The sequence below is a fragment of the Micromonospora sp. NPDC049282 genome, assembly GCF_043197045.1.
Classification (GTDB): domain Bacteria; phylum Actinomycetota; class Actinomycetes; order Mycobacteriales; family Micromonosporaceae; genus Micromonospora.
In genome coordinates, this window is sequence record NZ_JBICSL010000002.1 from 418,724 (window position 1) to 431,301 (window position 12,578).

The following is a 12,578-nucleotide window of genomic DNA, read 5'->3' on the forward strand; positions in this document are numbered from 1 at the left end:
CGTGCTCCTTGGCTGGGTGGACGGGCTAGAGGGTGAAGGTGACCGGCAGTTCCAGCAGGCCGCGGAAGGGCGAGGCGGCGGGCAGCCGGCGCACCTCGGCGAGCGGGACGGCGAGCCGGAGCCCGGGCAGCCGGCGCAGCAACGCGGAGAGCGCGAGCAGCGCCTCCATCCGGGCCAGCGAGACGCCCAGGCAGTAGTGCACGCCGTGGCCGAAGCCGAGGTGCGGACCCCGGACCCGGCGCAGGTCGAGCCGGTCGGGGTCGGCGAAGTGGGCGGGGTCGTGGTTCGCCGCGTTGATCGCCACCCCGACGATCGCGCCGCGCGGGATGCGTACCCCCTGGTAGTCGACGTCCTCGGTGGCGATGCGCGGGCTGGCCACCGGCAGCGGGCCGTCGAACCGCAGCAGCTCCTCGATCGCCGTCGGCAGCAGGCGCGGCGTGGTCCGCAGCAGCTCCAACTGCTCCGGATGGGTGAGCAGGGCCAGCACCGCGTTGCCGAGGAAGTCGGCGGTGGTCTGGTGCCCGGCGAACAGCAGCAGGAACGTGGTGGTGACCAACTCCGCCTCGGACAGCGTCCGGTCCCGGTCGACCGCGTCCACCAGCGCGCCGATGATGTCGTCGGCCGGGTCGTCCCGCTTGGCCCGGACCAGGTCGGCCAGGTAGTGGTGCAGCCGCAACTGGGCCTCCTGCACCGCCGCCCGCTCCTCGGCCGGGGGTCGGCTGGTCGAGCCGGAGGTGCGGATCACCTGGGTCCAGTCGAGCACCTGGTCGTGGTCGGCCGGCGGCACGCCGAGCAGCTCGCAGATGACCGTCATCGGCAGCGGGATGGCGAAGTCCCGCATCAGGTCCGCCTCCCCCTGCGGAACGATCTTGTCGATGAGACGGTCGACGATCGCGGCCACCCGGGGACGCAGCGCCTCGATCCGGCGCGGCGCGAACGCCTGCGACACGACCCGACGCAGTCGGGTGTGCTCGGGCGGGTCGGAGTTGAGCATGTTGCGGTTCAGGCCCTCCGAGTTCGGGCCGAAGATCCGCAGGTAGTGCTGGTCCGGCCCGTAGAGGTCCTTGGACAGCCGCGGGTCGGTCAGCGCCGTGCGCGCGTCGTCGAGGCGGGTGATCAGCCACGAGTCGAACCGCGGCGAGCCCACCGGGCAGACCGGCCGCTGCGCGCGCAGCCGGGCGAGGGTGGGATAGGGATCGGCCGCGAACGCGTCCGTGTACAGCTCGCTCGCCGGCACCACGTCGTCGGTCATCGGGCCTCCCCCGGCTCGCCGGTCACACTGTGCAGCACCTGGTAGGTGTGTCGTTCGGCGGACTCGCGCAGCTCCCGGATCACCCGCAGCAGCCGGTCCCGGTGCGCGCTGCGACCGAAGGCGTCCAGCCGTTCCCGGTCCGCCCAGTCGCTGATGACCAGATAGCTGCGCGGGTCGTCGGCGTCGCGGACCAGGTCCTGGTGCAGGCAGCCGTCCAGGGTGCGGATCTCCTCGGCGGCGGCGCGCCACTCCGCCTCGAAACGCTGCTCGCACCCCTGCCGGGTACGCATCGTCAGGACCGTGCGCACCCGGTTCACCGCGCGCCGCCGAAGACCAGGTGCAGGTGCTTGCGCAGCGCGTCGGCGTCGACCGGGGCGCCGCGGAACCCGACGTGCCCGTCCGGGCGGATCAGGTAGAGCCCGGTGCCGGCCAGGCCGTACCCGGCGCGGAATCCGCGGTCGCCGTCGCGCAGCACCGGCGGGTCGGCCAGGCGTGGCTCGGCGACGTCCGGGTCGAGCAGCAGGTACGCGTCGAGTTCCCCGCCGGCCTGCCGCCGGGCGTCGGCGCAGAGGTCGGCGAACCCGGCCAGCTCCGCCGCGCCGGCCGTGGCGTCGGCGTAGAGCAGCAGCGTGTGCCGGGTGCCCCGGGTCAGGTCCCGCAGCCGCAGCGGATGCCCGACGCCGCGCCGGCGCAGACCCTCGACGTCCGGCGCGCGGTCGCCGGGACGGGGTGCGTCACCGAGCGCGGCCGGGTCGGCGACGGTCTCACCGACCAGCGGGCTGCCGGCGTAGCTGAGCAGCAGGGACATCTCCTGGAGGAACTGTCGTTCCAGGTCGGCCCGGTCCAGCTCCTCGGTGCCGGCCATCCGCACCGCGCGACCGACGATCTCCTCGCCCTCCGGGCGCCGCTCGGCCTCGTAGCTGTCCAGCAGACCGGGGGCGGCCCGCCCGCGTACCGCCAGGGCCAGCTTCCAGGCCAGGTTCCAGGCGTCCTGGATGCCGGTGTTCATGCCCTGGCCGCCGGCCGGCGGGTGCAGGTGGGCGGCGTCGCCGGCGACGAAGACCCGGCCGTGACGGTAGCGGTCGACGATGCCGTGGCTGATCCGGAACACCGACGACCAGCGCAGGTTCGTCGCCCGGGTGCCGGGCGGGGCGAGGCGGTCGAGGGCGGCCTGCACGTCGTCGAGGGTCGGCTCGCCGAGTTCCTCGCTGAACCCGGGCGGGGCGTCCTGCCCGCCGGTCCGGGCGAAGAACCGGGGTGGCGCCAGCGTCGCGATCCGGTACCGGTGCTCGCCGCGCAGCGGCACGCAGACCAGCATCCCGTCCATCTGCCCGTCGGTGGTGTGCAGGAAGCGCAGCAGGTGCCCGTCGGGCATGGCCCAGTCCACGTCCACGTCGACGAGCATGAACAGCTGCGGGAAGCGGCCCAGCCCGCCGGTGAAGGTGAGGCCGAGCCGGTCCCGGACCCGGCTGTGCGCGCCGTCGCAGCCGACCAGGTACGCCGCCCGTACCGTCTCGGTGGCGCCGTCGGCGGTGCGCACGGTGGCGGTCACGCCGTCCGCGTCCTGGGTGAAGTCGACCAGCTCGGCCCCGAGCCGCGGGCGCACCCCGAGCGTGGCCAGCCGGGCGGTGAGGATGCGTTCGGTCTCGTACTGGGGCAGGCCGAGGTGGGCGTAGGGCAGGCCGGGCAGGTCCCAGCTCATCCGGTGGGTCTGCTCGCCGTTGACGAAGACCATGTTGCCGGTGAGCCAGATGCCGGCGTCCATCGCCTCCCGGACGACGCCCTGCTCCTCCCAGATCTCCATGGTGCGGCAGTGCACGCCGATCGCCTTGTCCGCCTGCCCGGCCGGGGTCGCCCGCTTGTCGATCACCCGGCAGTCGATGCCGCGCCGGGCCAGCTCGACGGCGGCGGTCAGCCCGGTGGGGCCCGCCCCGACGACCAGTACGTCCGTTGTCCTCTGCACGTCGGCCTCCCTGCCGGTGGTGTGGAGTCGCCGGCCGTCCCCGCCGGGCACGACGTGGAACAGGCGGCGGCGGATGTCGAGAAGGAACGGCGCGATCGGCCCGGCCTGCGCCGAGGCGTGCGCCGGGTCGGCGATCCAGGCGAGGAACGGCGCGGCGCTGTCCCACTCCGCGAAGATGTGGTGCGTGTCGGAGCCGGGTTCGCGGAGCAACTGCTCGCGCCGGTAGCCGGGTATCGCCGCCATCCGCCGCACCACCTCGGGGTAGCCCCGGTGGAACTCGGCGAGCCGGTCCCGCGGCACGGTCAGCTCCACGTCCACGTAGACCGGGCCGTCGCCGTCGCCGTCCTCCCGCATGGGCGGGTAGTCGGGCGGGTCGGCCGGGTCGGTCAGGGACCGGAGCAGGTCGGCCAGGCGTGCCGCCACCGGCCCGTCCCGGTACGCGCGCAGCGCCGCCTCGTCGGTCCACTCGGTGACGGCGACGAACCCGTACGGGTCCAGCGCGTCGCGCAGCAGCTCGTGCCGCAGCCCGCCGGGCAGCGCGCTGAGCTGCCCGGCGATCATCTCCCAGGCCGGTCCCACCGCGGGCTCGCATCCCGGACGCGCACGCAGCCGGAGCATCGTCCTGATCATGTCGCCCCCTCACGCCGAGCCGTCCTCGTGCCGCGACCCTGCCGGAGCCCGCGTCACCCGGTCGTCACCGGCGCACCGGGCGGTGTCGCCAGGTGGTGACGCCACCGCGACGCCACCCCGTCCCGGCTTGTCGGCACGACATCGGCAACACGCCGCGACGCGCGGCGCGGTGGCCGGCTCCGCCGGGAGCGCCTCTCTCAGGCGAGCAGGCGGGCCAGCTCGGTGCGGGAGCGCACGCCGAGCCGGTGGAAGACGTTGCGCAGGTGGTGGTCGACGGTCCGGGTGGACAACGACATCCGGGCGGCGATCTCCCGGTTGGTCGCCCCCTCGGCGACCAGTCGGGCGATGTGCAGTTGCTGCCCGGTCAACAGCAGCTCCGGTGGCCGCCGCACCGGCCCGACCGACTCCCCCGCCGCGCGCAGTTCCTCGCCCGCCCGCTCGCCCCAGACCGTGGCGCCGAGCAGGAGGAATGCCTCCCGGGCCCGGTGCAGGTGCGCCCGGGCGTCCCGCGGCCGGCGGTTCCGCCGCAGCTCGCAGCCGAACAGCAACTCGGTGCGGGCCCGCTCGAACCGGTCGGTGTCGGCCGGGTGCAGCCGCAGCGCGGTGCGGAACTCCCGTTCGGCCTCGGCGCCGCCCCGGGGCGCGAGCAGGGCGCGGCAGCGGGCGGCGAGCGCCCGGCGGGACGGGCTGGCGGTGCTGCTGGCCCAGTGGTCGAAGACCGCCAGCGCGGCAGTGGGCCGCCCACCGTCGTGGGCGGCGGCCTCCACCAGGTACGGGGTGGCCATGACCTGTACCAGCACCTGCCCCCGGCCGGTGCCGACGCGGGCGAGCGCGGCCAGCCGGGCGGCGGCGTCGGCGTGCCGCCCGTCGACCAGGTCGAGTACCCCGAGCGCCCAGCGCGCGTAGGCGTCCGGCCGGCTGCCGGGGGCGGCACGGTCACCGATCTCGGCGATCCGTGCGAGCGCGACGGCCCGGTCCGCCCGCACGGCGGCCAGCACCGCGAGGATCCCCAGGTGCACCTGGGCGGAGGCGTCCTGCCCGGTGGACCGGGCCACCCGGAGCCCTTCGCGGGCGGTCTCCGCCGCGACCTCGTGTCGACCCGACCAGTACTCCGCGACCGCCCGCAGCTCCAATGCCCGGGGCAGCAGCGACAGCTCACCGCGCGCCCGCGCCGCCGCCACGGCCCGCCCGGCGAGGTGGTGGGCGGCACCGTCCACCGCCACCAGCAGTCCGGCCGCGGCGGCGCACACCAGCGCGGCCGGGCTGGGCGCCGGCCCGGTGAGCCGGCCGCCGAGAACCACGACCCGCCGCAGGGCGGGACCGCCCCAGGCGTGGTCGCCGCGCAACGTCGCCCCGACGCCCGTCGCGAACGTGGCCAGCAGTTCGACGTCCGGCGGGTCCCCGGCGCCGCGCAGCGCCTCCGCCCGGCGTGCCACCTCGGCATAGCGGTAGTGGTCGCCGGTGACGCAGATGGCCTCCCCGGCGCGGACCAACGCGAGCAGGGCCTGCCGCCGGTCGGTCGGGGCGAGCACGTCCGCGGCGGCCAGCAGGGTGGCCACCGCGACGCCCGGGGCCTCGCAGCGCAGCTGGATGTCGCCGCGGAGCAGGTCGGCCGGGCCGCTCGCGGCGGCGGACGGCAGCCGGCGCAGCAGGTCCCGCGCCTGCGCCGGGTCGCCCGCGGTCCAGGCGTGGCGGGCGGCCGCCACCATCCGTTCCGCCGCGCACGCCGGCTCGGCGGTCAGCTTCGCGGCGCGTCGCAGCGCGGCGATCGCGCCGGCCCGATCGGTGGTCTCGTCGGCGGCCGCCTCCAGCTCCGCGGCGAGCGCCGGGTCCGGGCCGTCGGCGACGGCGGCGCGGTGCAGGGTGCGACGCAGCCGCCCCATGCCCTGCGCCCCGGCCAGCAGCAGGTGGACCGCGCGCAGCTCGGCCAGCGGCGCGACCGCCTCGATCATGGTCCGGGCCAGCGGGTGCGGGAACGTCACGCCCGCCGGGCCGGTACGCAGCAGGCCGGCGGCCTCGGCCGGGGCGAGCGCCTCGACGGTCAGGCCGGCCGCCCGCGCGGCGTGGACCAGGGTGTGCGGATCGTCGTCGGTGTCGAGCGCGGCCAGCAGCACCATCCGGCGCGTCGGCGCCGGCAGCCGGTCGAGGCGGGCGCGGTACGCGGCGCCGAGCGCGCCGTCCGCCGGCGGCGCGTCGGGCAGCGGCTCCTCGCCCTGCCACTGGGCCGGCGTGAGCGCCTCGGCCAGGTCGGTCAGCGCCTGCGGGTTGCCATCGCCGAGCGCGGCGAGGGCGGCGGCCACCCGGGCCGGCGGAGGTGGGTCCCGGCGGTCGGCGAGCAACGCCCGGCACTGGTGCGGGTCGAGTGGGCGCAGCCGGTGGGCCGGGATGCCGTCGACCGGCGCCGGCACGCCGGCGGTGAGCAGCAGGGTCACCGGCAGCCGGCGCAGCCGGCGCGCCACCACCGCGAGCGTCCAGGCGGTCTGCCGGTCGCCGAGGTCGACGTCGTCCACGGTGCACAGCAGGGGGCGGTCGCGTGCCGCGGTGGCGAGCACGGAGCGTACCGCCGCGGCGAGGGCCAGCCGCTGGTCGGGCGGGCACTCCCCGCCGGTGAGCGTGCGACGCAGCAGCCGCCGCTGCCGGGTCGGCAGCGCCCGGGCCGCGTCGAGCACCGGGTCGAGCAGGCGGTGCAGCCCGGCGTAGGGCAGGGCCGCCTCGTCGACGAGGCCGGCGCCGGTGAGCACCGCGCGGTCGCCGCTCTCCCGCCGGGCGTACGCCAGCAGCGCGCTGCGCCCCGAGCCGGGCGGGCCGTGGCAGAGCAGCGCGCCGCCGTCGGCCTGGTCGAGGAGGCGCCGGATCGCGGCGCACTCGTCGTCCCGACCCCGCAAGGCTATTTGCACTGTCGATGCAGTAACCATGCGTCCAGTGTCACCCATCGGCAACATGTCGGAAAAGATGCGCGCACGACCCGGGGGCGGCCGCCGTGCGGCCGCCCCCGGAGCCGGCGTCAGGAGCTGGGGCAGGTGTTGCGGTACTCGTCGACCGCGCTGCCGCTCGGACCGGGGCAGAGGAACTGCTCGTAGCGGGTGTCGTCGTCGACGAAACGCTTCAACCAGGCCACCGTCTGCCTGGCCGTCGGCGTGTTCACGGTCTGCGGGAAGAAGTGGCTGGCGCCGTTCAACTCCAGGTACGCCTTCTCCGACGAGGCCGGGATGCTGGTGTAGAACGGGACGGCGTGGGTGGCGACCGGCGCGATCGAGTCGCTCTCGCCGCCCACGATGAGCGTCGGCACCCGTACCCCCGACCAGGTCTTGTCCAGGTTCCACGGTGCGAGCGGGACGGCGGCCTGCAGCGACGGCCGTGCCGCGGCGGCCTCCAGGCTGCCTCCACCGCCCATCGAGTGCCCGGCCACGGCGAGCCGGCCGGCGTCGATCCGACCGCGCACCGAGCTGCGCTGCACCAGGTAGTCCAACGCGGCCAGGAGCTGGCGACCCCGGCTGTCCGGCTGGTCCAGCAGGGTGTTGGTCTCGATGCCGATCACCACGAAGCCGTGCGAGGCGATCCGCGGGCCCAACCAGCTCAGGCTGGACCAGGTGGCGGTGTAGCCGGGCGAGATGGCGACCGCCCCGAAGGTGCCCTCGGCGGTGCTGGTCGGGTAGTAGACGACGCCACCGCCGAAACCGGTGACGCTCAACGCGGAGACGCTGTAGGACGAGGTGGCGAACGGCCCGCGGCTGGCCTCGAGGACGGCGACGGTCGGCGCCGGGCCGCGCTGGTAGGGGTTGTCGGCGGCCGCCGCCGACGGGACGGCCAGCGCGCCGCCGGTGGCGAGCACGGCCGCCACGGCGAGCCGGACCAGGGCACGGACGGGGGTACGGGGGTGGGTCGCGGTGGTGGGCACGTCGGTCACTCCTTGGCGGGCCGGGGGAACATCGACATGCGTCAGCATCGATGCCCGGCCCGCCGACCGCATCGGCGAAATCGCCGGTCGTCGGCGAGGAGACCGCCGGGTCTACCCGTCCGGACCGGCGCGCGGCGTCATCGCCGGCGACCAGGTGAGGTCGTAGCGGTCGGCGGCCACCGACTCGGCGAACGCCTCCGCCGCCGGCGGCGAGTCGGCGATGCGCCAGTCCTGTTCCTTGTCCACCTCGAACCAGATCAGCCCGATCAGGTTCCGGTAGCGCGGCAGCGAGTCGAACGTCTCCCGGATCCAGCGGGCCTTACGCGCCGCCACGGCGGAGGCGCCGGTCTCGGTCACGACAAGCGGCTTCCCGGTGACGGTGCGGATCTCGGCGATGGTCGGGCCGAAGATCTGGTCGAACGACCAGTAGGTCTTGGTGAACGCGCCGGTGCCGTAGTAGCCGGTGACGCCGACCCAGTCGACGTAGTCGTCGCCCGGGTAGAGCCCGCCCAGCCCGGCGGTCGTCTTGTCCCACCGCGCGTTCGGGCTCCACACCCAGGTGACGTTTGTGGCGCCGGCGGCGGCGAAGACGTCGTGCACGTGCCGCCAGGCCCGCACGTAGTCACCGCGCCGGTTGCCGTTGGCCCGCTCGCACCAGGGGTACCAGTCGCCGTTCATCTCGTGCGCGAACCGGATGGCCACCGGGTAGCCCAGCGACCGCACCCCGTCCGCCCAGGAGCGCAGGTAGCCGTCGAAGTCGCCGGCGACGATGCGGTCCAGCCGGAAGTCCGGCTGGGTGGCCCGGATCCGGTCCACCCGGCGGGCCGGCAGCCCGGTCCGCCGGGCGGCCTCGTCCACGGTGTGGTCCCACGGCTCCCAGCCCAGCATCGGCATCATGCCCCGCTCGGCGATCCGGTCGAACAGGCTCCGGTCGAACGTGGCCGACGCCCAGCTCGCGCCGAAGAGCATCACCTGCGGCGCGCGCCGGGCGGCGGCGGTGAACCGGTCGGTGTCGGTGAGGTCGTAGGGACCCTTGTCGGTCATCACCCCGAAGAACGCCCGCCCGGCCGGCGGGAAGACGCCGGCGGCGGGGGCGGCCGTGGTCGCCGCCGGGACGTCGGCGGGGACGGACGTGGTCGCCGCCGGGGTGTCGGCGGTCGCGCGCCACGCGCCGGGCGCCACCACGAAGGCGTACGCCAGCAGCAGCGCGGCGGCCAGCGCGAGGCCGATCCGGGGCACGGTCAGCCTCAGCACGGCACGCCCCCGCCGGCCGGCGCCGGCCGCTCGGGCGCCGGCTCGGGCTCGTCCCGGCGGGCGCGGGCGTTCTCCACCCAGGCGATCAGCGGTGGCGCGAGCCCGGTGAGCAGGGTCAGTGTCGGCCAGACCCGCAGCAGCGGGTGGTCGTGGTCCAGCGCGAAGCTGGCCGCGAGCAGGCCGGCCGCGGCTCCCGCCCAGCACAGGTGCAGTCGGAAGGTACGCGGCGACTCGGCGGTGCGCAGCGTCCCCTTGGCGGTGACCACGAAGCCGAGCCGACGGCGCAGCAACGCGCCGGCCGCGGCGGCCAGGTAGACCGGGCCGGCGAACAGCGCGAGCGCCATGCCGACCATGCCGATCTCCTCCCGCTCGTGCGGGGCGATGTTGAACCGGCGCAGCCAGAGCCACAGCAGGAACCAGGTGCCGATCGTGGCGCCCCACAGCGTCGCCCACACCTGCGGGTCGAGCCGGCCCGCGGCGACGCCGGTGAGCAGGTACAGCGCGGTGGCGGCGTTGCCCAGCAGCAGGCTGACCGCGACGCTCGGGTAGTAGAACTGGAGCAGGCGGTACTGCCAGCGGCGGCGGGACGGCAGCTCACGTGGCGCGCGCAGCTCACGCCGGAGCAGGATCTCGCAGATGCCGGCCGCCCAGCGCTTCTGCTGGTTGAAGTAGTCGGCCCAGGAGGTCGGCCCCTCCCCCAGCGCCACCACGTCCGGGGTGTAGACGCCCTTCCACCGCCGGCCGGTGGCCGGGTTGACGGCGGCGTGGATCCGGATGCTGGTGAGGTGGTCCTCGATGATCGAGTCCTGGTAGCCGCCGATGGTCCGCCAGGCCGCCGGGCGGTAGAGGTGGCCGGTGCCGGTGAGCAGCGGCGCGTCCAGACCGTTGCCGCCGCGCGCGATCAGCCCGTTGTAGAGGTACTGCTGCACGGAGGCGCCGTGGGCGACGAAGTTCTGGTGCATGTTGCCGTACACCTGGGGGGTCACCACGAACGCCACGTCGGGGTCGCGGAAGTAGCCGAGCGTGCGTTCCAGGAAGTTCGGCAGCGGCACGTGGTCCGGGTCGACGTTCGCCACCACGTCGTAACGGTCCTCGTGCTCGGCCCGCCAGGCGTTGTGGTTGCCGGACTTGGTGCGGGCCCGGAACTCGCCGTGTGGTTGGTTGTACTCCGGCCGGCCCCTGCGGGTGAAGTGGCGCACGCCCAACCGCGCCGCCATCGCCCGCACCGCCGGGTCGTCGCCCTCGTCGAGGATCCACACGTCGACCCGTCCGCAGTAGACGATCTCCCGCAGCCGGCGCAGGGTGCGCTCCGCGACGTCGAGCGGCTCCTTGCTCGGCACGATGGTGGTGAGCAGCGCCACTCGCAGGCCGACCGGCGGATCGACCGGTACCGGGTCCTTGGCGTGGAAGGCGAACACCCACACCACCGCGTTCTGTGCCAGCCGGATCAGCTCGATGCCGACGACCACGCAGAACGCGAGCCGGGCGGCGACCGTCTGCCAGCCGCCCAACCCGACGACGCCCGGGCCGGGCACGTGCTGCGGCAGCAGCAGCCAGCCGACGAAGAGCAGGCCGGCCGCGCTGTTGACCAGCACCAGCAGGGTCAGCACCAGCCGCGCGGCGACCGAGGCGGCGGGGCGGAGTTCGACCGCCGCGTCGGGGCGGCGGGGCGGACGCAGCGGCCCGGCGGTGGCGCCGCAGCGGGCGTACGCCAGACGGGCCCGGATGTTGCGCTGCCGGCGGTCCGGCTCCGGGTCGGCGGGCCGCCCGGGTGGCGCGGCCGGCGGCGGGCAGTCGCCCGGAGTTCCCGGCCGGGTGGCGCGGGACAGGCGTGTATCAGCGGCGACGGCCACGTTTCCCCCATGGTCTGCATCGGGCTCGCCCGAACCCGACCGATCCTAAGCCGACAATCAACCCTAAAGGGCACGAATCAGGCGGATTGCTGGCGCTCGGCCAGCAGCAGGACCACCGTGTAACCGGTCGGCCACCAGACCTGCGCCGGCTGGTAGCCGGCCCGGAGCGCCCGCTGCACCGGCGCGTCGCCGGACGACCGCGACACGGCGTGGTGACCGGGCTGGATCAGCCACAGCCGGCGCGGGCCACCCGGGCACCCGGCACAGCCCTGTCCCGCCGGCGCGACGAGCACGTCGAGCGGCCGGTGGCCGGCCGGAACGTAGCGCGCCACCAGCGCCCGCGCGGCCGGATCGCCGTAGAGCACACCGTCCCCGCGCTGCCCCGACCCGTCGATGATCGCCGCGACCCGGCGCGGGTCCTGGCCGTGCCCGTCGGACGCCCGCACGGTCGCCTGGGCCGGCACGCCGACCAGGGCGATCGCCGCCAGCCCGGCCACCGCCCAGCCGGGGCGGAGCCGGGACAGCGCGACCGCGCCGAGCACCGCCCAGGCCGGCACCGTGAAGAACAGGCCCGCCGGCGACCAGACCGGGACGGCCCACGCGACGAGCAGCATCGCCAGCGCCGGCACGAGCGCCCACGCCGTGCAGATCGCGGCCGCGTGGCGCAGCGGGAGGCTGAACAGGGCCAGGCCGGCCAGCGCCACGCCGAGCGCGGCGACGCCGAACAACTCCCGGGGCGCCGCCACCAGGGCGGCCGGATCGGGCCGGACCCCGGGCGGGAGGAACCCGCCGCCACGCCCACCGAACCAGAGCAACGCGGCCAGGAGCAGCACCCCGGGCGTCACGGCGGCCAACCAGCGGCCGGCCGCCCGGCGCCGGAAGGCCAGCACGATCCAACCGTGGCCGACGAGCAGCAGCAGCGCACCGGGCTGGCACAGGCCGAGCAGGACCACCGTCCCGGCGTACGACGCGAGCCGGCGCGCGGTCGGCCGATCGAGGACCGGCGGCAGCAGCCAGGTGGCGAGCACGGCGGCGAACAGCGCCACCGCGTGCGGTTGGGCCTCCTGCGCGTACCGGGTGGTGGTCGGCAGCACCGCGAGAATCGCACCGGCCAGCACGCCCGTGCCCGGCACGAACAACCGGGCGGCCAGCCCACCGACGAGCGCCACGGCCGCGGTCACCGCCAGCAACGAGGGCAGGCGCAGGGCGACGTCGGAGGCACCGAACAGCTCCGCCCACCCCCGCACCAGCAGGTGGTACGGCGCCGCCTCGCCGCCGGTCAGCGCGTCGCGCCAGGGGGACGTGGCGGCGCGCCAGGTCGCCAGTTCCTCGGTCCGCAGCCCCGGCGTCCCCAGCCCGGCGCCGCCGAGGCCGCCCGCCAGCAGCGCCGGCAGCAGCCACGGGGCCACCCGCCACCGGCCGACCCCGGCCGCGGCGCGCGCGGCGGACCGGCTCCGGCGCGGCGGCCGGTCCTCGCCCCACGGGTCCTCGACGCCGGCCTCGGCCGGCCCGAGCCGGGGCAGGACCATGGTGTCCGCGTCCATCATCGTCGACTCACGCATCCCTGTCGGGCCGGCACCGGAAGCCCTCGTTCGGGGCTGGATGACATCCGGAGCCTACGGAGCCGGAGCCGGCGATAAGCCCCATATGGGGTTAAATCACTTCCATCCCGGCAGTGTGGTGCGGAGGCGTGTCGCGGGCGGTCGGCGTGTCGACGGGCGCGGGAAG

Annotated in this window: 8 protein-coding genes; all 8 read right to left on the reverse strand. The window is 75.8% G+C overall.

Going from position 1 to position 12,578, the window contains the following annotated elements; genetic code table 11:
- Positions 1–25: 25 nt before the first annotated feature.
- A complete protein-coding gene (locus tag ACGFI2_RS05805; protein WP_393511229.1) occupies positions 26–1,252 on the reverse strand; it encodes a cytochrome P450 in 1,227 nt (408 codons plus the stop codon).
- The gene (locus ACGFI2_RS05810; RefSeq protein WP_393511232.1) at positions 1,249–1,560 is read right to left on the reverse strand and encodes a putative quinol monooxygenase; all 312 of its coding nucleotides are present in this window, start codon (positions 1,558–1,560) and stop codon (positions 1,249–1,251) included. The genes ACGFI2_RS05805 and ACGFI2_RS05810 overlap by 4 nt, the downstream gene beginning before the upstream one ends.
- 5 nt (positions 1,561–1,565) lie before the next feature.
- Entirely contained in the window at positions 1,566–3,833 is a 2,268-nt protein-coding gene (locus tag ACGFI2_RS05815) for an FAD-dependent oxidoreductase (RefSeq protein WP_393511235.1), read from the reverse strand.
- A 209-nt stretch (positions 3,834–4,042) separates the two neighbouring features.
- A complete protein-coding gene (locus tag ACGFI2_RS05820; protein ID WP_393511238.1) occupies positions 4,043–6,730 on the reverse strand; it encodes a LuxR C-terminal-related transcriptional regulator in 2,688 nt (895 codons plus the stop codon).
- Positions 6,731–6,849: 119 nt separating this feature from the next.
- Positions 6,850–7,743, reverse strand: a complete 894-nt coding sequence (locus ACGFI2_RS05825) for an alpha/beta hydrolase family protein (protein WP_393511241.1) — start codon at positions 7,741–7,743, stop codon at positions 6,850–6,852.
- 111 nt (positions 7,744–7,854) lie between these two features.
- Positions 7,855–8,997, reverse strand: a complete 1,143-nt coding sequence (locus tag ACGFI2_RS05830; protein ID WP_393511244.1) for a glycoside hydrolase family 26 protein — start codon at positions 8,995–8,997, stop codon at positions 7,855–7,857.
- Positions 8,991–10,850: a glycosyltransferase family 2 protein gene (locus ACGFI2_RS05835; protein WP_393511247.1), complete on the reverse strand. Its 1,860-nt coding sequence runs from the start codon at positions 10,848–10,850 to the stop codon at positions 8,991–8,993. The genes ACGFI2_RS05830 and ACGFI2_RS05835 overlap by 7 nt, the downstream gene beginning before the upstream one ends.
- 77 nt (positions 10,851–10,927) lie before the next feature.
- Positions 10,928–12,412 carry a glycosyltransferase family 39 protein gene (locus ACGFI2_RS05840; RefSeq protein ID WP_393511250.1) on the reverse strand — a complete coding sequence of 495 codons (1,485 nt, stop codon included), beginning with the start codon at positions 12,410–12,412 and terminating at the stop codon, positions 10,928–10,930.
- Positions 12,413–12,578 lie beyond the last annotated feature (166 nt).